This window comes from Gemella sp. 27098_8_92 (assembly GCF_041433685.1).
Classification (GTDB): domain Bacteria; phylum Bacillota; class Bacilli; order Staphylococcales; family Gemellaceae; genus Gemella.
The window spans coordinates 165,163-190,593 of sequence record NZ_JAPWBZ010000001.1; the positions used below are offsets into that span (position 1 = coordinate 165,163).

Genomic DNA, 25,431 nt, shown 5'->3' on the forward strand with positions numbered 1-25,431 from the left:
ACTAGTACTCCAATTCATCTTCTTTTGATAGTCGTTTTCTAAAGATAGAATAAGACCAAACTTGGTAACCTAAAACAAATGGCAATAAGAATAGTGCAACTATTGTCATAAGTCTTAGTGTATAGATTCCGCTCGCAGCATCATATATAAATAGTGATTGACTAAAATCATTACTGTTTATAATAGCACGTGGGAACATACCTGCAAAGACACTTAGAGTTAAAAATGCTAGAGTTCCTGAAGTACTCAAGAAAGCACCTAGATCGCGACCTTTGAAATTCAAGACAAATGATAATACAAATAGTGCTACTGCTATTAATGCAAGAACTAGTCCTACATAATAGTTTGTAGTGAATATATCTGTTTTAAATAATGCCCAAATTGCAAAAACTAATGTTACTACCGCTGCAAATGGGAATAATAATGCAGATGTTGCACGAGCAGCGTTTCTTAATTCACCTGTTGTTTTTAGTGCTAAGAATTGCGCTCCGTGAACCAACATTAAAAGTAACATCATTACTCCACCAAGAATAGTAAATGGAGATAATAGACCTAAGAAACCATCAACTAGATTTTTCTTTTCATCAAGGTTAGCCCCTGTCATAAAGTTAGCTACAGCTACTCCCCATAATATTGGAGGTAGTAAGCTACCAACAAACATCGCTATATCGAATGATTTAATCCATGTTCTATTATTACCTAATTTACCTCTAAATTCAAATGATACGCCTCGTAAAATTAATGCTACTAACATCAAAACGAAAGCAATATAGTATCCACTGAATAATTTACCATACCAGATAGGAAACGCCGCGAACATCGCTCCACCACCTGTTAATAACCAAACTTCATTGGCATCCCAGAAAGGACCAATTGTATTAAAATAAACTCGTTTATCTTCATCAGTCTTACCTAATACTTGAGCAAGAACTCCAACTCCGAAATCATATCCTTCTAATACAAAGAATCCTGTAAATAACACTGTAATAAGTAAGAACCATATATTTGGTAAAGCTACTGACCAATCCATACTATGCTACCTCCTTTACAGTTGTTTCTTTTTTATTCATCATATATTTAAATGCAATAAACTGTGCAATACCCAAAATTGTATATAAAACACAGAAAACTAATAGCGAGAACAACACTGAACTTCCTGAATTAGGTGAAACTCCGGCTTCAGTAGTCATAACCCCAAAGATTAAGAACGGTTGGCGTCCCATCTCTGCCATTACCCAACCACATGCAGTAGCAACCTCTGCTACTAATAGCATCCATGGCATAAGTTTTAAGAACCAACGTTTTTTAGTTTCAATTCTCTTAAATGAGAAAATTGTTCCAAGTAATGCTGCAAAGAATAAAATAAATGCTGAACCAGACATAACTCTAAATGAGTAATAAATTGTTGGAACATGTGGGGTATAATCAATATGCTTCCCAAATACTGGATAATACTTCTCATCCATTTCTTTTTGGAGTGTTTTCATTCCCTTCAAACTCCCCTCAAACTTATCATATGCTAAGAAACTTAACATACTAGGAACTTCAATATAATGCTCTGCTTTTTGTTGTTTTTGATCAATTTTTGCTAATACAGAAAATGGTGCCGAATTGCCTGTGTCTTCATACAACGCCTCAGCTGCAGCAACCTTCATTGGATACTCTCTTACTAAATACTGCATTTGTGAATGTCCTGTCCACAGTAAACCAGTAGATCCAATTAGCGCACCAATAATTGACACTTTAAATGCTTTTCTAAATATTGCAACTTCATGTTTACGTAACATTTTCCAAGCTGCAATACCTGCAATAGTAAATGATCCTACTGTTAATGCCATAGTTAATACGTGAGGGAATTGATTCCATAAATATGGATTTTTTACAATTGCGAAGAAGTCAATCATTTCTGCTTTTTTACCAATAACATTATTTTCAACATACTTAACTCCTACTGGATGTTGCATAAATGAGTTAGCTGATAAAATCCAAAATGCTGACATAACTGTACCGATACCTACTAACCAAATACACATTGCATGTAATTTTTTGTTAATTTTCTCCCAAGAGAAAATCCAAATACCGATAAACGTAGATTCAAGATAGAATGCAAGTAATGCCTCTATCGCTAATGATGGTCCAAAAACATCCCCTACGAATGAAGAATATTCTGACCAGTTCATACCAAATTGGAACTCCTGCAAGATACCTGTAACAACTCCAACTGCGAAGTTAATTAAGAATAGATGTCCAAAGAATTTAGTAATTCGTTTGTAATGTTCATCTCCAGTTTTAACATAAATACTTTCAAATATCGCAATTAAGAATACCATTCCTATTGTTATTGGAACAAAGAAGAAATGGAATATTGTTGTTGCAGCGAATTGTATCCTTGCAAGTAATAATGAATCCAACATAGATATACCTCCTTTATGATTTTAAATTATATTTAAAGTAAATATTACATTAATTATTGTATACTATAGTTATGTTTATGGCAAAAGAAAAATGTTAAACTATAGCAGTTTTACTATATTTTAACATTTTTTCTTCACATTTTGTTCACATTTGTGAAAATTTCTTCTATTTCTAGTTATGTTTAACTCCCAAAGTTAGACTTATTATCAATATGACTAATACTATTAAACAAATTCTTACAAAATTATAATCTTTTTCTTGGAGATAAACAAAAAGCAATCCCAAGATTCTAAAAATAGGTGTTAATATCAATATAAAAATTCCAAACATTAAATATGCATAATAATCAAACTCTACTAATCCATTAAACATTTGATTAAAACCATAACGCTCTAATGTAAGAGAACTTCCTACTCCTTTTACTAATCCTAAAAATATCCCTATTAAGATTAGCGCTGAGCTAATATAAACTCCACATCTTAAAATATTTGAAATAACGACATTTATATCTTTTTTCTCTTTCATTTTACAGCACCCCCATACCTTTTAAAAACATATTTATTATAGTAAATAAAAGTATCGGTAAGAATATATATCTAATATATTTTGCATCCAATCTTTGCATTACTTTAGCACCTGTTCTCGATCCAATAAGTGTACCTAATGCAATAGGAGCTGCTATAGCGGGATTTATTGTCCCATTGAAAAAATATATTAATGCACTGGCAGTTGCTGTTACCCCCATCATAAAATTACTTGTTGCAGTACTTACTTTTATAGGTAACTTCATATAATTATCCAACGCAACTACTTTGAACGCTCCGCTTCCTATTCCTAACAACCCACTAGCAAAACCTGCCCCAAACATTACAAGTGAACCTTGAGGTACATTTGTTACATTATAAGCTAAAGTTTTACCAGTTGCTTTGTCATAATAACTTGAATTTAACTTATACTTTTCTGCATATTTATCATTCTCAACTTTTTCTTCAACTCTTTTCTTTGTAATCAAACCCGTTTTCTTTAACATTCCATAAAACGCGTTTAAGAGTATTAATGAGAAAAATATATACAATAATTTAGATGAGAATATTCCAGCCATTAATGCTCCTATCACACCACCTGCTGTTGTAAATATTTCTAATAACATACCTACTCTCATATTGCTAACATGGTCTTTTACAAAAGCAATAGCAGAACCACTACTAGTCGCAATTACCGCTACTATACTTGCTCCTATAGCATATTTTATATCTATTCCAAAAAGTATAGTCAATGCTGGAGTTACTATAAGCCCTCCGCCTAAACCGACTAGAGAACCTAGAAATCCTGCACAAATGGCTATTACTATAAACTGAATTACTTCTATCATAATTAAATTCTTCTTTCTAATCTTTTGAATATATAACTAATACATTTTTACTAACTTCTAACTTTATATCCTTATTTTCACAAAATTCATTACTTGTAGCATTAGGCCTATCCAGTGTCAAAAGTAAATTCTCCGCCTCATACTTAGAGTTTTTTATAGTCATTTTTGTATCTTGAAAAATTGGAATAATTGAAAAATATTTATAACCTTTTTTTGGGGGAAATACATTTTTTTCACTTTTAGCAATTGTAATAATATTATTGTCATCTATTATACTCAGCTCAATTCTTTCATATTTCTCATTATTTAAAAGAAAAATATTACCAAAAAAATGATCTAACCTTTTCCCAGTAGCTCCATATATATTTATTTTTTCTATACTTGGATAAAGTCTTACCAATTCTTCTAATGCATAATCTGCATCTGTTAAGTCTTGACTTTCTTTTATTTTAAAATTTTCTGATATACTCTCTATTTTCTTTCTATCAGATTCGGAAATTGAATCAAAATCTCCACAACTTAATAGAGGTCTTATTCCATTATCGGCTAAATATAAAGCTCCTTTATCTACTCCGCACCATACCCCTATTGTTGGTACTTCAGTTGGGAATTCTCCCCCCAACATAATATTTACTTCTCTTTGTTCATTCATTATCTTAACAATTCACCTAATGTTTTTTCTTTGTTTTCTGCACCAAATAAGAAAGAACCACAAACTAATAAATCTGCTCCTTTATCACGACAAAGTTTTGATGTTTCTACATTAACTCCACCATCTACTTGAATTAGAAAACTATATCCCTTTTCTTCTCTAATTTTCGCTAATTCTTCTATTTTTTCTAACATTTCAGGAATAAATTTTTGCCCTCCAAATCCAGGATTAACAGTCATAATCAGTACATAATCTAATTTTGGTAGTAGGTATTTTGCACTCTCAATTGGAGTTTGTGGATTTAAAACTATCCCCGCTTTCTTCCCTGAATTTTTGATAATTTGAATTACCCTATCAGCATGATTAGTTGCTTCTATATGAAATGATACCATATCACAACCTGCGTTACAGAATCTTTCTACATACTCTTCTGGTCGTGCTATCATTAGATGACAATCAAAAATTTTATCTGTTTTTGAACGAATAGCTTCGATAATTGGAAATCCAAAAGAAATATTAGGAACAAAATTCCCATCCATTACATCTATATGAAACATATCTATTCCTATTTGCTCTAATTCTTTCACATCTCGTTCCAAATTAGCAAAATCTGCTGATAAAATTGAAGGTAATATTTTTTTCATAATTATTTCTCCTTTATATATTTCTTCTTCTGTGTTTCTTTTTCTTTAAATAATAATTTATAGTCTTCATAACGACTTTCCAACACGTCGCCTGTGGCTACCGCCTCTTTTACACCACATTTTACTTCCTCAATATGATTACAAGGTTTAAACTTGCAATCATAACTATTAAATTCTGTAAATAAATATTGAATATCTTCTTTTTCTATAAAAGTAATATCTAATGACGAAAATCCTGGCGTATCTGCTATATAAAAATCGTCTACTTGGTAAAACTCTATATGTCTTGTCGTGTGGCGCCCACGCCCTAGATGTTTAGATATTTCTCCAGTTTCTATATCCAAATTTGTTGTTAATGTGTTTATGAGTGTACTTTTCCCAGCTCCAGATTGACCAGAAATTGCAACATATTTTCTTGAAATTAATTTTTTTAATTTAACTATATCTTCTTTAGTATTGCTTAAAACTATATATCCTATTTTTTTATAATAATCCATTATAGTTTTTATATTGTCTAACTCTTCTTTTGATAATAAGTCTAACTTTGTGAAAATAATTATAATATCAACGTGACTATTTTCATTTAAACATATCAACTTATTTAAAAGCTTACTAGAAAAATCCGGTTCTTTAACTGAAACAATAATAATACTGTAATCTATATTAGATACTTTAGGTCTTAATAATTCATTTTTTCTTTCGAGTATTTCCACTACATATCCTGTATTATTGTCGCTCATCTGAATTTTAACATCATCTCCTACAAGTGGAGTAATATTGTCATTTCTAAAATTACCACGTGCTCGGCATGTTATCAACTCATCTTGGCATTGTACATAATAAAAACCACTAAGTGCTTTTAAAATTTTTCCTTCTTTTATCATAGTCCTCCTTTTGACCTTTTTATAGTTATTGAAATTTTTTTGTTTTAATTTCTTCTTTTGTCTTTTCTGCTAATTTTAACATTTCTATAGCATGCTCTTCTGATAATCTTGTCATCTTATCACCTGATATCATACGTGCAACTTCTTCTATTTTTTGTTGCCTATCTAATTCTTTAATTGATGTTAGTGTTCGTTTATCTATTACTTCTTTACTAATTAACAGATTAGTATCAGCAAGAGCAGTTGTTTGTGGTAAATGTGATATACATAATACTTGTGAACCAACACCTAATTGATACATTTTCTCTGCCATTCGTTGTGATACACGACCACTTACTCCTGTATCTATTTCATCAAAAATAATTGATGTTGCTTCAATACTGCGTGAGAATATAATTTTTAAAGCTAACATAACTCTAGATAATTCTCCACCAGAAGCCACTTTCGATAATGATTTTAATGGTTCCCCAAGGTTAGCACTAATTAAGATTCTTACATCATCTTTTCCATCACTTGCGTATTCTTTATCTTTAAAGTCTACTTTTATTGTGCTTTTATCCATGTACAGGAACTTCAATTCTTCTTGAATAAGACTCTCTAGTTTTTGAGCAGTTTTTTTACGTATAGTTGTTAATTTATCTCCTAAAGATTTTAACTCAGCCAATATATTCTTTTGCTCTACTATATATTTATCATAGTTTTCTTCATAATTTTCTAACTCTTCTAATTCTTCTTTAATTTCTTCTCTGAAAATTATTAAGTCGTTTAATGAACGTGAGTATTTCTTCTCAAGGTTTTTTATTTTATCCATTCTAAATATTAAACGATCTAATTTTTCTTCATCATATTCAATATCATCTGTGTAGCTAGACACTTCATATTTTAAGTCATCTAAAATATAATAAAGATTTGTTATTTCCTCGTATTTTTCTTCAAAATTACTATTATATCTACTTAATTCGCCTAAATTTGATTTTATCTCTGCAAGTTTTGATAAAATTCCATATTCTCCATCGATTCCATCAGTTATGCTATAAGCTAATGTATTGACCTTTTCAAAATTTTCTAGATAATCTATATCTTTTTCTAGAGAAATATCTTCATCTTTTTTCAACTTCATCTGTGTAAGTTCTTGATATTGAAATTTTAGAAAATCAACTTTTTGAAGTATATCACTCTCCTGTTGTTTTAAATTTTCTATTTTCTCTGTGACTACTTTATATTCTTTATATTTTTCTTTATACTCCGTTCGAACTTTTTTTATTTCTTCCTTGTTAAAAGAATCAATTAAATTAAGATGATTTTTTTCTACTAAAAGAATTTGATTATCATGTTGCTCATGCATATCCAATAAATATACAGCTACTTTTTTTAATGTTGATAAATTAACTATTGTTCCATTTATACGACAAACGCTTTTCCCACTACTGTAAATATCACGTCGAATTATTATTACTTCATCTTCTAAATCTAAATCAAGATCTTTAAATATAGTAATGACCTCTTTGTTTTTCGGAAAATCAAAAACTCCCTCAACACTTGCTTTTTCTTCCCCATATCTTATATAAGAAGTAGATGTTCTTTGTCCTGAAAGTTGTGATATAGCTGCTAATATCATTGATTTACCTGCTCCAGTCTCACCACTCAAAACAGTCAAACCATTTTTAAGTTCGATAGTAGCACTTTCTATTATTCCAAACTGTTTTATATTTAACTGTATTAACACCTATTGTCCTCCTATTTAAAATGATTATGAGCATTATTTACTATATGTTCAATATTAATAACTTTGTTTTCTATTTCTCTTGTAGCGTTATATTTTAATAACATTAAAAATTCGATATTCCCCTCTCCACCTGTTATTGGAGAATATGATAGATTTGTCATACTAAAGCCAACACTATTAGCCAGTAGTAACACTTTTTCTACAACTTCAAGTTGGACTTTTTTATCGCGAACTATACCGCCTTTTCCTACTTTGTCTCTCCCAGCTTCAAACTGAGGTTTTACTAAAGCACAAACCTCTCCCCCATCTTTTATAATCTCTGAGAGATTTGGTAAAATCAGTGATAACGAAATAAATGAAACATCTATCGATGCTATATCAATCTCATACACATCAAAATCTTCTTTGACAGAATGTCTAAAGTTAGTTTGTTCCATCACTTTTACACGCTCATCATTACGTAATTTCCAAACTAATTGATTAGTTCCAACATCTAAAGCATAAACAAATTTAGCACCATTTTGTAAAGCACAATCAGTAAATCCCCCTGTTGAAGAACCTATATCTATCATTACTTTATCTTTTACTGAAAAACCTAGTTCATTAATTGCTTTTTCTAATTTCAAGCCTCCACGGCTAACATAAGGCATTTGTTTCCCTTTTATTCTAAGCTCAGCAGTAGAATCTACTTTTTCTCCAGCCTTATCTATCCTTATATTTTCATTATAAACTATACCTGCCATAATAGCACGTTTAGCTTTTTCTCTTGACTCAAATAATCCTTGACTAACACAAAGGACATCCGCTCTTTCTTTTGCCATAATTACCTCTTTAAATTATCTAACTATCAAGCTTATATTTCTTAGCTCAATCTCTTTATCTACTTAATTTTATCATATTAATGATTTTTTATCTATGAGTTAAGATGTTTTCATAAAAAATAAGATAGAAAAAATTAATCTTTGTAGTTTTATACATAAATTAACTGCTTCTATCTTTTGTTTTTGAATACTGATTATACGTTTCTTGAGCATATTTTATTCGTTCATCTAGTGCGACAACTCCTGCTCTTTCAAAATGTTTTTCGAATACTTCAGTAGCTTCTCTGACATCTTTTAATTTTTTAAACTGCGCATATGAATACTTTCCAAATTTCATTTTTTGCATTTCATATATACTAAAATTTAATTGACCTTCCAAACTCGAAACTAAAAAATTATTTTCTTTTGTCCATTTTTCTAAGTCTGTTCTTCTTGTAAAGCTCCATTGCGCTATACCATATCCTATTTTATTACCTATTTCCTCTACTGCAGGATTCATTTTACTTTCTCTCATAAAATTCCCTAATATACCTGCAGTTGCTTCTTCACTAAATCCTTCTTCTCGATAAAAATTCCATGCTCGTTCTACATTAGTACTTCCTACTAGTTGACGTTGAATAATAATATTCGTACTATTATAATATTCAACTATAACCATTCCTCCCAGTATCGCTAAAAATACACCAACCACCACAGGCAATATCTTTTGTTTTATACTTTTTGATTTAGTAGCAATATTCTGAACCTTTTTAGTCACTCTTGTTTTTTTCGAGTTAGTTCCTTTTTTAGGTTTTGATTTTAAATTTTTTGTTTTATTTACCACTTTTGTCTTCGGTGTCTTACTCTTTATTTTATTTGAATTTTTCTTTTTTATATCTCTTCTGGATAGTTTATTTTTAATACTGTTCACCTCCATTTATAATTTTGTTTTCAATTTTATAGTAATTACTTTACATCAACTATAAACTAAGGGAGTAGCTCAAGAAATTATTAATTCATATAGAACCACATTTTCAAGCCACCCCATGGTTTCATTAGATTTCGAAAGTTACAAAATGAAAACTTCCTAGAGTATCTAATTAAATATATTTAGTAATCTCTAAGCTTATAGATTACCATCCCAAATTGTAATTTTTATTATTTTACTTTTTTGATATTCCAAATATCTTTAGCATATTCTTCTACAGAACGGTCAGCTGAGAATATTCCGGCATTTGCTGTGTTAATAAGGCTCATTTGCCCCCATTTTTCTTTGTCTTGATAAGTTTTTGCAACAAGCTCTTGAGCTGTTACATAACTTTCAAAATCAGCTAAACACATGTAGCTATCTTGTGTTAATAAGTAGTCCACAATAAAGCTAAAGTTCATTCCACCAACTGTCATCGTTCTGATGAAATCTAATGTATCTTTTATTCTAGCAGAGCTATTGTAGTATTCCCATGGTTTATAACCATGTCTATTAAGTTCATCAACTTCAGGAGTTTCCAATCCGAAGATGAAAATATTATCATCTCCTACCGCTTCATGAATTTCTACGTTAGCACCATCTAAAGTACCAAGGGTTAGAGCTCCATTTAGCATAAGTTTCATATTACCTGTTCCACTTGCCTCTTTACCAGCTTGTGAAATTTGTTCACTAATATCTGCTGCTGGTATAATCTTTTCAGCAAGTGTTACTTTATAATCTGGTAAAAATACAACCTTAATATAATCTCGAACTAATTCATCTGATTCAATTAATTGAGAGATTGAATGAATGAATTTAATAATGTTTTTCGCCATTTGATAACCTGATGAAGCTTTTGCCGCAAAGATAAATGTTCTTGGTACTGGACGCAATCCATTGTATTTAATTTCACGATATAAATAAACAATGTGTAACGCATTTAACAATTGACGTTTATACTCATGCAGACGTTTAACCTGTACATCGAAAATAGAATCTGGATTTACTGTAATACCAGTTGTTTCTTGAATATATTTAGCAAGTTGCTCTTTCTTAACTTTTTTAATTTCTTGTAATTTTTCAACAACTTTTTTCTCTTTAGCATATTTATTTAATTTATCAATTTTTGATAAATCTTTAACGAAATCATCCCCAATCAAATCTTCTAAATATTCTGCTAGTTCAGGATTAGCCTGTCCTAACCATCTTCTATGCGCAATACCATTAGTTACATTCCCAAACTTAGTTGGATAAAGTTCATGGAATGCTCTGAATGTAGAATCAACTAATATATCACTGTGAAGTTTTGATACTCCATTTACATTATGACTTCCTACTATAGAAAGATTTGCCATTCTAATTTGATTGTCATAAATAATAGCTGTTTCTGCTAAAGTATAATCTTTACCTTGATCAATTACCCATTGACAGAAACGTTTATTAACTTCTTCTATAATTGAGTAAATACGTGGTAATAAAGGTTTAAATAATTCAACTGACCATTTTTCTAATGCTTCTGCCATTATTGTATGGTTTGTATACGCAAACGTTTTTGTTGTAATATCCCATGCTTTATCCCAAGAATATCCATACTCATCTAATAATAGTCTCATAAGCTCCGGTACTCCCATAGCTGGATGAGTATCATTTATATGTAATGCAACATGTTCAAATAGATTTTCTAATGTACCAAATTCATTGTAATGATTTTTTAGTAATTGTTGAATTGATGCGCTAATGAAGAAATATTGTTGTTTAATACGCAGTTCTTTACCTTTATTCGTACTGTCGGCTGGATATAATAATTTTGAGATTGACGATGCAATAGCTTCTGCTTCAGAAGATTTTGAATACTCTCCACGTTCAAACAACTTCATATTAAAGCCAGTTTTTGCTTTTGCTTCCCAAAGACGAAGTGTGTTTACAGTTCCAGTTTTATATCCAGAAATTAATAGGTCATATGGTTCGGCTTGGATTGAAGTATAATCTTTATGTTCAACTTTAAAACCATCTTCTGTTAATTTTTCCTCAACTCGGCCGTAAAATCTAACTTCAACTTCTTCATCATTACGGTAAACTAGACCGTATTTTCCAAGATCTAACCAATAATCTGGAAATTCTTGTTGCCAACCATTATTAATTACCTGCTTGAAAATTCCATATTCATATAAAATAGAGAACCCCGTAACTGGATAATCACTACTTGTTAAAGCATCTAAGTAACATGAGGCAAGACGCCCAAGTCCACCATTCCCTAATCCTGGATCTGGTTCAATATCGTAAATTTCATCTAATGAAATACCATTATCAGCAAAATATTCTCTTACATCTTTTTCTAAATCTAAGTTAAATAAATTGTTTCTTAACGTTCTACCTACTAAAAACTCCATTGACATATAATAAGCACGTTTTTGTCTAGTTTTTTTAAGTTCTTGTTCATAAGCAAATTTCTTTTCTGATAAATCTTCTCTTATCGTGCTCATGAGAGCTTCATATACTTGACGTTTACTTGCTGAATCAATTGTTACTCCAAATTGTCTTTTTAAATACTTCTCTATTTTTTCTTTGAATCTTTTGTTCTTCATTATTCTCTCCTAAGTCTTTTTATTTATTACACATATTATATGTCCATTCTAACTACACAATCTCATTGTACATCTCGATATATTTTAATGCTGATTTTTTCCAACTAACATCTTGGTTAATAGCATTTTTCATAATTTTATTCCAATTATGACGTTCTTGATAGTAACAATATGTTGCACGATAAACAGCGTCTAGCATATCATATGCGTCAAAACTTTCAAATGTAAATCCTGTCCCGTTTTTCCCATCAAATGGTTCTACTGTATCACGCAGCCCACCTACTCGATGGACAATTGGTACTGTCGCATAACGCATAGATATTAGTTGTGATAAGCCACAAGGTTCTGTTTTCGATGGCATTAAGAACATATCACATGAACTATACACTTTTGATGACATTTCTGATGAAAACATTATTAAACTTCGTACCTTGTCATGACGACGATGTTCTAGCGAACGAAGTGCATCTTCATAATGTCTATCACCTGTTCCTAATATAATAAGTTGTGCTCCCGATTTTAAAATTTGATCTGCGACATGAAGTACCAAATCTATACCTTTTTGATGAGTAAGACGGGTTACCATCCCAATCATCGGAATATTTTCATTAACTTCAAGTGACATTTCTTCTTGGAATTTAAGTTTATTTTGAACCTTATTTTTCAAAGTTTTCAAGTCAAAATTTTGATAAATTTGTTTATCTGTCTTCGAGTTGAATTTATCTATATCTAATCCATTCACAATTCCATGAAGTTTCCCTTGCTCAATTTTTAAAATACTATCTAAACCATATGAGAAATATGGATCCAAAATTTCATGGGCATACGTTTCACTTACAGTACTAATTCTATCAGCTAACTGAATTGCACCTTTTAATAAATTCAAATCTCCATTATAAATAAGTGCATCAAAGTATTTATTATCTAAACCGAACAAATAACCCATATCGTATGGATTAAACTTACCTTGGAATTCTATATTGTGAATAGAAATTACACTCTTAATATCACTATAAAAATTCTCTCCACGAGATTTTAAATCATCTAAATAAATTATAGATAAAGCAGTATGCCAATCATTAGCATTAAGAATATCTGGCTTATATTCAATGTGAGGTAAAATCTCCAATGCTGCTTTTGAAAAGAATGCAAATCTCTCACCATCATCACTTTGACCATAAACACTATCTCTATTAAAATATTGTTCATTATCTATAAAGTAATATTTTACTCCATCTATTTCAGTTTCAAATATACCACAATAAACTGTTCTCCAACCTAAATTAATAAAAATATGTTGTCTATATTCTAAGTTATATTTCTCTCTATCAATAGAAGAATATAATGGCAATATCACTCTTGCCTCTACATCTTCATCTTGCAATGCTTTAGGAAGTGAGCCAATAACATCACCTAATCCACCAACTTTAACGAAAGGTGCTGCTTCTGCTGCTACGAATAATATTTTCATTTTTGTCATCTCCTTATTCGTTGTTTTATCATAAATTTATTTCCAGATAAAAGGGTTAGTATTAATTTATGATTCTTTGCTTATTATACTCCTTTTCCAATAGAAAATCGAGATTTTAATTTTTCATAAATTATCCTAACCCTAATATTTAGTTATTTTACAACTTTATTTTTCTCTACAATTACTTGACAATTTTCTGTCCCTTTTAATTCAATTTTTTCTCCTATCGTTGCAGCTTTATCTGAAATTACATAATCTAAATAAGCTGATTTTTTCACAACGCAATTAGGCATTATTATAGAATTTTTAATTACAGCACCTTCTTCTACAACTACATCACGGAATAAAATACTATCTTCAACAATTCCATTAATTTCGCATCCATCACCTAAGATAGAATTTTTAACAATTGCTCCATCTCCATACATTGTTGGTACACTATCTTGAACTCTTGTCAGTATATCTGTTCCAGATAAAAATAACTCTCTTAACTTATCTGGATTTAGTAAATCTTTGTTAAAGTCATAATATTCTTGAACACTATTTATAGTTCTATTATAACTCTTAATTTCGTATGCATAAACATTTAATTTATGGAAATTTTTAGCTACATAATCTAATAATATATCTTCCCAACCTAATGTTGTTCCTTTTTGAACAATATCTTTAAACATAGATTTTGACATAATATAAATTTTAACTTGTGTTGGACAAACTTCATCATATCCATTATAGTGATATAAACTATCATACACTTTATGTTTTTCATCAAATATAATTTGTGATTCACGTTGTTGCGGTCTTCTATATGTATAAGCTAAAGTAACATCAGCATTTGTATTTTTATGGTATTTTACCATTTCTTTAAAATCAATGTTTCCAACAATATTTGCATCTGCTAAAATACAATATTCTTCTAATAAACCATTTGAATAAGATATTGCATCACCAAGCGCTTCTATTTTGTTATGAGCAACTCTATTTGATAAGTGATTCGACATAGGTGTAATAAATTTCAAACCACTATTTTTTCTGTTCAGATCCCAGTCTTTCCCCCAACTTAAATGATCCATTAGCGACTTGTAGTGGTGATTAGTTACAACTGCTATATTAGAAACTTCAGCTTTTACTAATGATGATAACATAAAATCTATCATTCTATATCTTGAGGCAATTGATAATGATGATAATGTTCTATTTCTTACCAATCCTTGCAAGTCATCATTTCTATAATTGTCTGCGAATAATACACAAAAAGCATTTACCATATTATTTTCCCTCTACTTTCCTATTTTCTGAAACTACTTCATCTTTTCCAACTACCGTGATTTGTTCTTTTCCTAAAACAATTTCTCTGTGTCCTACCTCAATATTTTCTTTGATTACTGAACCTTCTGCAATAATTGAATTAAAGACTTTTGCACCACGCTCTATTTTAGCATTTTGCATTATAATACTTCCTACTACTTCTGCTCCCTCTTCTATAGTAACCCCTGAAGAAATTATTGATTCTGAAACTAATCCTGAAACAGACGTTCCATCAGAAATCATAGAATTTTTAACATTAGCACTCGCACTTAAGTATTGTGGCATTACCCCAGCATGACGATAGTATATTCTCCATAGTTTATCATCAATATTAAAGTTCTCTTTATTTTTAATTAAGTCCATGTTAGCTTCCCATAAACTTTCAATCGTACCTACGTCTTTCCAATAGCCATAAAACGGATATGCATAAATATTTTTACCTTCATTTAACATCATAGGAATAATATTTTTACCAAAGTCTTTTTCACTATCTGGATTTTCTTCATCTCGTACTAAATAGTCTTTTAATTGCTGCCAACTGAAAATATAAATTCCCATTGACGCTTTAGTTGAAATTGGATGTTCTGGTTTTTCTAAAAATTCAGTTACTCTTAAATCCTCGTTTGTATTAAGAATACCAAAGCGACTTGCTTCTTCAATTGGTACATTAATATGAGCAATAGTTAGATCTGCACCTTTTTGTTTGTGAAAATCCAACATTTCTTTGTAGTTCATTTTATAAATGTGATCACCTGATAAAATAAGAACGTACTCTGGATCATATTGTTCAATATATTTTATGTTTTGATAAATTGCATTAGCAGTTCCTTTATACCATTCTCCTGTTTTCCCTGCTGTGTAAGGTGGTAAAATTGATAATCCCCCATCCATTCTATCTAAGTCCCAAGGTTGTCCATTTCCCATATATGAATTAAGCTCTAATGGCATAAACTGCGTTAATACACCTACAGTAGAGATTCCAGAGTTTGCACAATTTGAAAGTGGAAAATCTATAATTCTATATTTTCCACCAAACGGTACAGCTGGTTTTGCCATATCTTGTGTTAAAACTTGAAGTCTCGTTCCTTGACCTCCTGCTAATAGCATTGCTACTACTTCTTTTTTACGCGCCATAAATTTGTCCCCCGTCTTCTAAACTTATTATTTCTTTTCTATATACATTGTTGCATAAGGTGGTATATTTACACTCAAAGTATATTGGAAATTGTTTTTCTTTTTATTTAGTGTTTTTAGATTTCTATTTTGTAATGCTGTACCATCATATTTTTTAGCATCTGAATTTAATGATATTTTGTAGCTTCCCCAAGTATCCACACCTATTTCATAACCTTTTAATATTTGACCTGAAAAATTACTTACTACTAATACTTCTTTTCCGCTATTATCAATTCTTGAAAAAGCAAAGACATTATTTGTATTATCATCAACTACATGCCATCTAAAACCGTTCCAATCACAATCATTTTGCCACAGTGCTGGTGTTGATTTATAATATTCATTTAATTCTTTCACATAACGTTGGCTAAAACTATGTTTTGGGTATAGTAACAAGAACCAATCAAGTTGTCTTTCTTCATCCCATTCTATAAATTGTGCTATGTCAACACCCATAAATGTTAATTTTTTCCCAGGATGTGCAAACATATAACCTAAAAATGCTTTAAAATTAGAAAATTTATCTTCATATGCTACCGGTGCTTTATCTAAAAGTGACTTTTTCCCATGTACTACTTCATCATGAGATATTGGTAAAATATAATTTTCTGAAAAGGCATAGCACATTGAGAATGTGAATTTGTCATGTGATCCTTTTCTAAAAAATGGGTCTACTTCTAAATAATCAAGACTATCGTTCATCCATCCCATGTTCCACTTGAAATCAAATCCAAGTCCACCGCGCTCAACAGCGGCCGTTACTTTAGGATAACTTGTAGATTCTTCTGCAATCATACTAACTCCAGAATAATTTTCTTTAACATATAGATTTAGATTTTTTAGAAAATCTATCGCTTCTAAATTTTCAAAACCTCCATAGATATTCCTTGCCGATTTTTCTTCATCACGACAATAGTTTAAAAATATCATTGAACTAACCGCATCAACTCTTAATCCATCAATATGATAATCTTCAATCCAAGATATTGCGCTAGAAGTTAAAAATGATTTAACTTCATTACGTCCATAGTCAAAAACTCTAGTTCCCCACCCTTCGTGTTCCATTTTTCTTGTATCTGAATATTCATAGCAAGGTGTTCCATCAAATTCATATAATCCATGTGCATCTTTTGTAAAATGTCCTGGCACCCAATCAAGAATAACACCAATATTATTTTTATGACACTTATCAACAAAATACATAAAATCTTCTGGAGTCCCATATCTTGATGTAGGTGAAAAATATCCTGTTACTTGATAACCCCAAGATTTATCATATGGATACTCAGTTACTGGAAGTAATTCAATGTGAGTATAGTTCATTTCTTTTACATAGTTAACTAGTTCATCTGCCAACTCGCGATAACTAAATTCATCGCCGTTTTCTTTATGTTTCCAAGATCCCAAATGTACTTCATAAATATTCATAGGTTCCTGGTAAGGAACTTTTCGCTTAGCCATCCACTTATCATCTTCCCATTCATATTTTGGAAGCCTATAAACCTTAGATGCAGTTTGAGGTCTAGTTTCTGCATGTACCGCATAAGGATCTGCTTTCCATAGTTCCTGACCGCTTTCTGTTACAATAATATACTTATATGAATCAAATTGTTTCACATCAGGTACTGTGATCTCATAAATTCCTTTATCATTAAAAGGTTGCATTTCATAAACATGTGGATTCCACGAACAAAACTCACCTGTCACAAAAACTTTTTTGGCTTTTGGTGCCCAAACTCTAAAGGTACAAGCTCCATCTTCTAAAAATGATCCTAAAAATTTATGACTATGGTAGTTAGTTCCTTCATGAAATAAGTATTCCGCCATACTATTCACTATATAACCCCCCTTTTCCAATTAAAGTAAACGTTTTCTTTTGCTATAAAAAAAAGAAATATTAAAATAATAAATAAATTTAATTACTATATTATTGGATTTCTTTTGCTTTTTTATACTTATATTATAACACATACCCCAATTTCTGTAAATGTTTTCTTGCAAAATGATGATTGCTTTTTATACTTACAAAATAAAAAATATATAAAAGTTTTTTTATATTTTCGCATTCAATTAATTTACAATAATATTATTTTATATTACAATTATATTGTTGAAAAATTCACATATAAATTTAATGCAAAAAATATTACATTAATGGAGAAAATAAAATTATGATTATTTTTAACCCCATTTATAACAAGTTTCCTCATGGAGCAATTATAAACAAACAAAGTTTAAAATTTGAAGTGTTAATTAGAGATGATTTTTACTTTAATGATTTTAGAATAGTAATAAAAAATGAATTTACAGGAATTTCATTTTCTAAAAGCTTAACTTTTCTTGAGAAAAACTCATCTAATTATTCAAAATATTTTGTTGACTTCGGTGGTTTTGATATAGGATTATATTTTTATCATTTTGAAGTTGTATTTGATAGTTTCACCGCTTATTTGAAAAATGATAATTTAGATGCTAAATTAGTACGTGAAAATAGCGAATTACCTGATTGGCAATTGACAGTCTATGATGAAAACTTTACCACTCCTGATTGGTATAAAGGTTCTATAATGTACCAAATTTTTCCTGATAGGTTTAAACGTAGCGAAAAATATGTCGCACCTGCTGCAAAAAATGAAGATATTCGAATCAGACATAAATCATGGGATGCTATCCCCCATTCATCAATAACACATAAAGACTATGGCGCTAAAGATTTCCTAATGGGTAATTTGCTAGGTATTGAAGAAGAAAAAGATTATTTCAAAAAATTAAATATAGAAAGTATTTATCTAAATCCAATAGTCGAAAGCCCTGAAAATCACCGTTATTCTACTTCAGATTATTTTAAAGTGGATCCATATTTTGGAACAAATGATCAATTTGAAGAATTTTGTAACAACTTTAAACAAGACAATATTAAAATAATTTTAGATGGTGTCTTCAGTCACACAGGCTCTGATAGTATTTACTTTAACAGATATAACCACTATGATAGCATAGGATCTTTTAATTCAAAAGAATCCCCTTATTATTCTTGGTTTAACTTTATTAATTTCCCTAATGAATATCATTCTTGGTGGGGATTTGATAATTTACCAACTGTAGTAAAAGAAAATAAAGAATATAGTGACTTTATTAATAATAAAGATACTGGCGTTGTCAATTTTTGGCAAAAGTTAGGTATCTCTGGTTGGCGACTTGACGTGGCTGACGAGTTTCCTGATGAATTCCTTGATCGTATTCGCGAAACAGCGAAATATTATGATAAAGACGCCTTAATTATCGGAGAAGTTTGGGAAGATGCAACGAATAAAATTTCTTATAATACACGCCGACGCTATTTCTTAGGAAAACAACTTGATAGTGTTATGAATTATCCTTGGAAAGATGCAATTATTAATTTTGTTAAGTACAATGATGCCAAGAAATTCTCAGTTGAAATATTAAAACTGGTAGAAAACTATCCACAACCCGCTCTTGATTGCATTATGAACCTATTAGATAGTCATGATACTGAACGTGTGCTTACTTTACTTGCATTTGATAATCCAGAAAGTATTCCAGTAAATGAACGTCCAACATACAAATTATCAGATGAACAATATACTAAAGCTCGAGAACTATTAAAATTTGCAAGTTTTATTCAATTTACATTACCTGGTGTCCCATGTATTTACTATGGAGATGAAATTGGTATGTATGGCTTTAGAGATCCATACAATCGTTTAGGTTTTGCTCACGATAAAAAAGATTCTGATCTACTAAATTACTATATAGAGCTGTCTAATTTTAGACATAATAATAAAGAAAACTTCATAACTGGATTCGAAATGAGTTATATTGCTGACAAATGTATCGCATACCGTAGGAATGATATTCTTTGTATTATTAATCTAGATAACAAAGCACATTTTATACCAGAATATAATGGAGAAAAAATATTTGGAAATAATAAAATATACGTCACTCCATATGGTGTAGTAATTCCACCAAGTAGTTATATAGCTGTTAAAATTAAATAAAAAAACTTTCGCAGTTTGTAATTCTAACTGCGAAAGTTTTTTTATTATCCTGAGTTTCTTAGCCCTGTTGCTATTCCATTAATAGTAATATGAATAGTGTTAACCTGTGATTCCGGAAGCTTACCTTCTCTAGCACGTTTTATTAATTCTATTTGTAAATAGTTTAATGTATTGAAGTATTGTAACCTATTATCTAAACTTTTAGTTAGATATGTATTATCTTCTAAAAATTCTTTATGTTCCGAAATTTTTAAAACTACCTCTTTTGTTAGTTGCCATTCTTTTAAAATTTCATCATATACCTGTTTTGTTTTTTGATCCTTACAAAGATTTGCATATTCTTTTGCTATTCCCATATCTGATTTTGACATAACCATATCTACATTTGATAGTAGCGATGTAAAGAACGGCCAATTTTTATACATACTGCGGAGTTTATCAATATTTTCTTTATCTTTATTAATAAAGTTTGAAAATGCAGTCCCTACTCCGTACCACCCTGGCAGCATTATTCTACTTTGGGACCATGAGAATACCCAAGGAATGGCTCTTAATCCCCCAATATCTGTAATTTTTTTACGTGAAGCTGGGCGAGAACCTATATTTAGGCTTGAAATTTCTTTAATTGGCGTTGCTTCAAAGAAATAGTTATAGAAATTCGGATTTTCAAATACAAGTTTACGGTATGCTTCATAACTATTCGCCACAATTTCATCCATTATAACTTGAATTTCTGGAATATCTCTAATATCTGTGTTAACTTTATCAGCATTCATTCTTTGAATCACCGCAGAAAACAGCGCTTCTAAGTTGTAATATGCTGCATCACTATTACCGTATTTAGCTGCAATAATCTCTCCTTGTTCTGTAAGACGTATTCTATCTTGAACACTACCTAGTGGTTGAGAAATAATTGCATCATAACTTGGTCCGCCTCCACGACCTACTGTACCTCCACGACCATGGAAGAATGTAATTTTTATACCATACTTTTCTCCAAGCGATGATAATTCTTGTTGGGCCTTATATAGTGACCATCCAGATGATAAATATCCACCATCTTTATTACTATCAGAATATCCTAACATAATTTCCTGATAATTTTTATTATCACTAACCCATTTTTTCACAATATCAAGATTTAAATAATTATCCATAATTTCATAAGAATTTTCTAAATCTTCTATAGTTTCAAATAATGGTACTAACTGTAACCTTGCAAAATCTTTTCCTACTAACCCTACTTCTTTCAACATTATTGCAAGTTCTAACAAATCTGAAATACTTGTAGTATGAGATATAATATTTTGACGTATTACATTGTTTCCTAGTTTATCTTTTAAATATTTTGCTGTACGGAAAATTTCAAGTTCTTTTTTCAATTCTTCAGATTGCCTGCTATCGTCCCCTATACTAAGAGGTCGTGGATCTTCATTTAACTGTCTCAATAGTAATTTGCATTTTTCCTCTTCTGATAATAAATTATAATTTTGTTCAATATTAGCACATTTTAGAAGTTCCGCTACACATGCCTCATGAACACTAGAATCTTGACGCATATCAATGCTTGCCAGATAAAATCCAAAGATTTTAACTACATTCAATAATTCTTCAAATTCTCCAGTTATTAAAATTTCCCCTTTATTCTCTAAAAGAGATTTTTCCATAATTTTTAAATCTTTTTCGAAATCCTCAGCACTTAAGTAAATATCACCATGTATTGTATCATTTAATAAATATTCACGAGTATTTTCTAATTTACATCTTACATAAAATATAGCTTTTCTATAAAATTCTTTTTCTCTATATTCTGATAAATCTAAAGACTTATTGGCAAGCTCACGAAGTGCTTCACTTTCTCCTATCAATTGCGATGACATAGAAAATGTACGATACAAATTATCTAACTTATTCAAATAATAATTTGTGATTAAATCACATTGCTTCATAGCAGACAGTTTTAGTGTTTCTGCTGTTACGTAGGGATTTCCATCTCTATCTCCACCTATCCACATCCCCATAGTTATAGGAGCTTCATTTTCCAATGGTATATTATGTTCTTTTAACAAGTTTTTATATTCAGTCATAAGTTTAGAGATAGCTTTTATAAATGATAAATTATAATACTCTAGTACATTCGTAATTTCGTTAACTACTTTTAATTTTTTTTCACGAATTATATCACTTTGTAACAAAATTTCAATGTGTTTTTGTAAATCATTATACCATTTATTTTTATTAATTAGTCCATTTTTAACATCACGATGTTTTCTTAATAAGTTATGTAGTTTTTCTGTTAAATCTAGAATTGTTTTTCTTTGAACTTGGGTAGGATGCGCTGTTAAAACAGGTACTACATTAATATTTTCCAAAATATTAGCATCTTTTAATTTAGACATTGAATCAGATAATTTTCCTACATAAGTTTCTCCAGAATTATTTTTATAGTTTACCTCATAAGCTAAATCAACATCTTCTGAAATATTGATTAATAACGGTAACGTAGAGAAAAAGTTAGCTACTATTTCCATCTCTTCTTGATTTAAACTTTTTATAATTTTGTTTAATTGTTCATACTCTTTATTATCAGCTAATCGTTTTAATTCGATAATTTTATTAAAAGTCTCTTTTGAAGTCATCTTCTCTGTTGCCTTCAACAAAATTTGTGTTAATATTTCTATTTCTTCATGTACAATATTTTCATTTACATTACTTTCTAGTCTTTTACTTTGCATTAAACTACTCCTTACTTTGATTTTGATAATAAGATTACCATTGTAATTTTATTATCAACAATAGCCACATATTCCATTATAAAACTTTTTTCTATATAAAACAATTGCTTTGGAAGATTTTTCTATGTTTTTTTATTAAATTACTAACTTTTTATAAATTTTTTTTACTAATGTTCTTATTTTAGAAAAATACCCGAAAAGCTAAAATGCTTTTCGGGTACTTCTTAATCATCTTCATAATTTTCTTCTTTTTCTGCTAATGTCACCGTTGCTACTTTTTGATCGTCAACTAAGTTAATTACTTTAACTCCTGTAGCAGTTCTTCCTAAGGTACTAATAGTAGAAATATCTATTCTAATAATTATTCCTTGATCTGTCATAATCATCAAGTCTTCGTTTCCAGTTATTGATTTAACCGCAACTATTTTACCAGTTTTCTTAGTAACTTTCGCTACTTTAACACCTTTACCACCACGGTTAATTACATTAAACTCTGTAGATTTAGAAATTTTACCAATACCATTTTCTGTTACAGTTAAAATTTTCTTAGATTCGTCTACCACTTCCATACCTACTACATAATCATCTGGAGAAAGTGTTATACCTTTAACACCACGGCTAACACGTCCCATTTGACGTACTTTTTTAGCATTAATTCTAATTGCTTGACCATTTGCAGTTACAATCATAATGTCTTGATCATCAGTAATTCTTTGAACATCAATTAATGAATCACCATCATCCAATTTAAGTGCTATTTTACCTTTTTTCAAGATACTTGCATAATCTCCTAATTTAGATTTTTTAATAATACCAAACTTAGTTGAGAAGATTAGGCTTGTGTCCTCTTCTTGAAGATCAGAAATAGCAATAATAGAATTTACTTTTTCTTCTTTTTCTATTTCAAGTAGATTAATAATCGGTATACCTTTAGACTGACGACTCATTTGATTAATTTCATAACCTTTAAGAGTATATACTTTTCCTTTATCGGTGAAGAATAAAATATGATCATGAGTTGAACAACTTAGCATATAAGCTACGTTATCCTCATCATTAGTAGTCATACCATTAACACCTCGTCCTCCACGGCCTTGACTCTTATAAGTACTTGCTGCTAGACGTTTAATATATTGATTATGTGATAAAGTTATAATTATTTGCTCTTTTTCAATTAAATCTTCATTATCGATTTGATCAATTTGTCCTTCAATTATAACACTTCGACGTTTATCACCATATTTATCTTTAATTTCTAATAGTTCTTCTTTTACTATCTCAATTACGCGCTCTGGCTTAGCAAGTATATCTTCTAAATCAGCAATAAGTTCCATAAGTTTTTTATATTCTTCTTCAATCTTATCGCGTTCTAAACCAGTAAGTCTTTGAAGACGCATATCTAAAATCGCTTGTGCTTGAACATCTGTTAATGAAAATTGTTCCATTAAGCCTATTTTAGCTTCTTCTGTAGTTTGTGAACCACGAATTAAGCTAATAATTCTATCTATGTTATCTAACGCAATTCTTAATCCTTCTAAAATGTGAGCACGAGCTTTTGCTTTATTTAAATCGAATCTAGTTCTACGAACAACTACTTCTTTTTGATGCTCTAGATAATGATATAACGCTTCTTTTAAGTTAAGTAATTTGGGAACCCCATTAACAAGGGCAATCATATTAACACCAAAAGAACTTTGAAGTGGTGTTAATTTATAAAGATTATTTAAAATAACATTGCTGTTTACATCTCGACGAAGTTCGATCACGATACGCATTCCTTTTAGATTACTCTCGTCTCTTAAATCTGTTACACCTTCAATTTTTTTGTCTCGGGCCAATTCAGCAATTTTTTCCACTAATTTTGCTTTATTAACTTGATAAGGAATTTCTGTTATTACAATACGTTCCTTACCATTTTTCATTTGCTCGATTTCTGTTTTACCACGCATAACTATAGAACCACGACCTGTAGTATATGCTTTAACTATTCCACTACGCCCTAACAGGTGTGCTCCAGTTGGAAAATCTGGTCCTTTAATTTTAGTCATAAGTTCCGCAATAGTAATTTCAGAGTTATCTGCAAGAGCTACTACTCCATCAATGACTTCTCCAAGATTATGTGGTGGAATATTAGTAGCCATACCTACAGCAATACCACTACTACCGTTTACTAGTAAATTAGGTATGCGAGCAGGTAATACTTTTGGTTCTTGTTTAGTCCCATCGTAGTTTTCTTGCATATCAACAGTATCTTTGTTGATGTCTCTCAGCATTTCTGAAGCTATTTTACTCATTCTAGCTTCTGTATAACGCATTGCCGCTGCTCCATCACCATCGATAGATCCAAAGTTCCCTTGTCCATCTACCATTGGATATCTACTGTTAAAATCTTGAGCAAGACGAACTATTGTTCCATATGTTGCCGAGTCACCATGAGGGTGATATTTCGCCATAACTTCCCCTACAACAGCAGCACTTTTTCTATACGGCTTGTCATGAGTTAATCCTAGTTCATTAAATGCATATAATATTCTTCTATGAACTGGTTTTAACCCATCTCTTACATCTGGCAAGGCACGTGAAACAATAACACTCATTGAATAATCTAAAAATGAATTTTCAATTTCAGTTGTTATATTTCTCAAGGTAATATTATTTTTATTATCTTCCATGT

The 25,431-nt window shown here is 30.3% G+C and carries 18 protein-coding genes; 1 reads left to right on the top strand and 17 read right to left on the bottom strand.

Features of this window, described 5'->3' with window-relative positions:
• Position 1: 1 nt before the first annotated feature.
• The 15 genes from cydB to glgB all read right to left on the bottom strand — a co-directional run bounded on the left by cydB (position 2) and on the right by glgB (position 17,827).
• Positions 2–1,030 carry a cytochrome d ubiquinol oxidase subunit II gene (gene cydB / locus O3802_RS00930; RefSeq protein ID WP_371457898.1) on the bottom strand — a complete coding sequence of 343 codons (1,029 nt, stop codon included), beginning with the start codon at positions 1,028–1,030 and terminating at the stop codon, positions 2–4.
• Between the two features lies 1 nt (position 1,031).
• Positions 1,032–2,414, bottom strand: coding sequence for a cytochrome ubiquinol oxidase subunit I (locus tag O3802_RS00935; protein WP_371457899.1), 1,383 nt, complete (start codon positions 2,412–2,414; stop codon positions 1,032–1,034).
• A 172-nt stretch (positions 2,415–2,586) separates the two neighbouring features.
• On the bottom strand, positions 2,587–2,940 hold the full coding sequence (locus O3802_RS00940; RefSeq protein ID WP_371457900.1) for a DUF1634 domain-containing protein: 354 nt from the start codon (positions 2,938–2,940) through the stop codon (positions 2,587–2,589).
• 1 nt (position 2,941) lies between these two features.
• Positions 2,942–3,787: a sulfite exporter TauE/SafE family protein gene (locus O3802_RS00945; RefSeq protein WP_111743227.1), complete on the bottom strand. Its 846-nt coding sequence runs from the start codon at positions 3,785–3,787 to the stop codon at positions 2,942–2,944.
• Between the two features lie 16 nt (positions 3,788–3,803).
• Positions 3,804–4,439 (bottom strand): thiamine diphosphokinase, encoded by a 636-nt coding sequence (locus O3802_RS00950; protein WP_371457901.1) that lies wholly within the window; start codon positions 4,437–4,439, stop codon positions 3,804–3,806.
• A complete protein-coding gene (gene rpe, locus O3802_RS00955) occupies positions 4,439–5,083 on the bottom strand; it encodes a ribulose-phosphate 3-epimerase (RefSeq protein ID WP_371457902.1) in 645 nt (214 codons plus the stop codon). The genes O3802_RS00950 and rpe overlap by 1 nt, the downstream gene beginning before the upstream one ends.
• A gap of 2 nt (positions 5,084–5,085) precedes the next feature.
• Positions 5,086–5,967 carry a ribosome small subunit-dependent GTPase A gene (rsgA, locus tag O3802_RS00960; protein ID WP_276747959.1) on the bottom strand — a complete coding sequence of 294 codons (882 nt, stop codon included), beginning with the start codon at positions 5,965–5,967 and terminating at the stop codon, positions 5,086–5,088.
• A 25-nt stretch (positions 5,968–5,992) separates the two neighbouring features.
• On the bottom strand, positions 5,993–7,693 hold the full coding sequence (gene recN / locus O3802_RS00965; RefSeq protein WP_371457903.1) for a DNA repair protein RecN: 1,701 nt from the start codon (positions 7,691–7,693) through the stop codon (positions 5,993–5,995).
• 11 nt (positions 7,694–7,704) lie between these two features.
• Positions 7,705–8,514: a TlyA family RNA methyltransferase gene (locus tag O3802_RS00970; RefSeq protein ID WP_371457904.1), complete on the bottom strand. Its 810-nt coding sequence runs from the start codon at positions 8,512–8,514 to the stop codon at positions 7,705–7,707.
• Positions 8,515–8,674: 160 nt separating this feature from the next.
• A complete protein-coding gene (locus O3802_RS00975; RefSeq protein WP_371457905.1) occupies positions 8,675–9,337 on the bottom strand; it encodes a phage tail tip lysozyme in 663 nt (220 codons plus the stop codon).
• Positions 9,338–9,651: 314 nt separating this feature from the next.
• The gene (locus O3802_RS00980; protein ID WP_371457906.1) at positions 9,652–12,045 is read right to left on the bottom strand and encodes a glycogen/starch/alpha-glucan phosphorylase; all 2,394 of its coding nucleotides are present in this window, start codon (positions 12,043–12,045) and stop codon (positions 9,652–9,654) included.
• Positions 12,046–12,097: 52 nt separating this feature from the next.
• Positions 12,098–13,516: a glycogen synthase GlgA gene (glgA, locus tag O3802_RS00985; protein ID WP_314004298.1), complete on the bottom strand. Its 1,419-nt coding sequence runs from the start codon at positions 13,514–13,516 to the stop codon at positions 12,098–12,100.
• A gap of 152 nt (positions 13,517–13,668) precedes the next feature.
• Complete coding sequence (gene glgD / locus O3802_RS00990; protein ID WP_371457907.1) at positions 13,669–14,784, bottom strand: glucose-1-phosphate adenylyltransferase subunit GlgD; 1,116 nt, start codon at positions 14,782–14,784, stop codon at positions 13,669–13,671.
• Position 14,785: 1 nt separating this feature from the next.
• Complete coding sequence (locus O3802_RS00995) at positions 14,786–15,958, bottom strand: glucose-1-phosphate adenylyltransferase (RefSeq protein WP_004631738.1); 1,173 nt, start codon at positions 15,956–15,958, stop codon at positions 14,786–14,788.
• A 27-nt stretch (positions 15,959–15,985) separates the two neighbouring features.
• Positions 15,986–17,827 (bottom strand): 1,4-alpha-glucan branching protein GlgB, encoded by a 1,842-nt coding sequence (gene glgB / locus O3802_RS01000; RefSeq protein ID WP_371457963.1) that lies wholly within the window; start codon positions 17,825–17,827, stop codon positions 15,986–15,988.
• 344 nt (positions 17,828–18,171) lie between these two features.
• On the opposite strand from glgB, the gene O3802_RS01005 reads away from it, so the two are divergent.
• Positions 18,172–20,022: a glycoside hydrolase family 13 protein gene (locus tag O3802_RS01005; RefSeq protein WP_371457908.1), complete on the top strand. Its 1,851-nt coding sequence runs from the start codon at positions 18,172–18,174 to the stop codon at positions 20,020–20,022.
• A gap of 44 nt (positions 20,023–20,066) precedes the next feature.
• Here the strand turns inward: O3802_RS01005 and ppc are convergent, their stop codons facing one another.
• Entirely contained in the window at positions 20,067–22,757 is a 2,691-nt protein-coding gene (gene ppc / locus O3802_RS01010; RefSeq protein WP_371457909.1) for a phosphoenolpyruvate carboxylase, read from the bottom strand.
• 224 nt (positions 22,758–22,981) lie between these two features.
• On the bottom strand, positions 22,982–25,429 hold the full coding sequence (gene gyrA, locus O3802_RS01015) for a DNA gyrase subunit A (protein ID WP_371457910.1): 2,448 nt from the start codon (positions 25,427–25,429) through the stop codon (positions 22,982–22,984).
• Positions 25,430–25,431 lie beyond the last annotated feature (2 nt).

Bases quoted from the DNA above. Each gene is read 5' to 3' on its own strand.
- cydB (WP_371457898.1), bottom strand. From the start codon at position 1,030: ATGGATTGGTCAGTAGCTTTACCAAATATATGGTTCTTACTTATTACA.
- glgB (WP_371457963.1), bottom strand. From the start codon at position 17,827: ATGGCGGAATACTTATTTCATGAAGGAACTAACTACCATAGTCATAAA.
- O3802_RS00995 (WP_004631738.1), bottom strand. From the start codon at position 15,958: ATGGCGCGTAAAAAAGAAGTAGTAGCAATGCTATTAGCAGGAGGTCAA.
- O3802_RS00950 (WP_371457901.1), bottom strand. From the start codon at position 4,439: ATGAATGAACAAAGAGAAGTAAATATTATGTTGGGGGGAGAATTCCCA.
- O3802_RS00970 (WP_371457904.1), bottom strand. From the start codon at position 8,514: ATGGCAAAAGAAAGAGCGGATGTCCTTTGTGTTAGTCAAGGATTATTT.
- ppc (WP_371457909.1), bottom strand. From the start codon at position 22,757: ATGCAAAGTAAAAGACTAGAAAGTAATGTAAATGAAAATATTGTACAT.
- O3802_RS00935 (WP_371457899.1), bottom strand. From the start codon at position 2,414: ATGTTGGATTCATTATTACTTGCAAGGATACAATTCGCTGCAACAACA.
- O3802_RS00980 (WP_371457906.1), bottom strand. From the start codon at position 12,045: ATGAAGAACAAAAGATTCAAAGAAAAAATAGAGAAGTATTTAAAAAGA.
- O3802_RS01005 (WP_371457908.1), top strand. From the start codon at position 18,172: ATGATTATTTTTAACCCCATTTATAACAAGTTTCCTCATGGAGCAATT.
- glgA (WP_314004298.1), bottom strand. From the start codon at position 13,516: ATGAAAATATTATTCGTAGCAGCAGAAGCAGCACCTTTCGTTAAAGTT.
- O3802_RS00940 (WP_371457900.1), bottom strand. From the start codon at position 2,940: ATGAAAGAGAAAAAAGATATAAATGTCGTTATTTCAAATATTTTAAGA.
- rpe (WP_371457902.1), bottom strand. From the start codon at position 5,083: ATGAAAAAAATATTACCTTCAATTTTATCAGCAGATTTTGCTAATTTG.
- O3802_RS00945 (WP_111743227.1), bottom strand. From the start codon at position 3,787: ATGATAGAAGTAATTCAGTTTATAGTAATAGCCATTTGTGCAGGATTT.
- rsgA (WP_276747959.1), bottom strand. From the start codon at position 5,967: ATGATAAAAGAAGGAAAAATTTTAAAAGCACTTAGTGGTTTTTATTAT.
- glgD (WP_371457907.1), bottom strand. From the start codon at position 14,784: ATGGTAAATGCTTTTTGTGTATTATTCGCAGACAATTATAGAAATGAT.
- gyrA (WP_371457910.1), bottom strand. From the start codon at position 25,429: ATGGAAGATAATAAAAATAATATTACCTTGAGAAATATAACAACTGAA.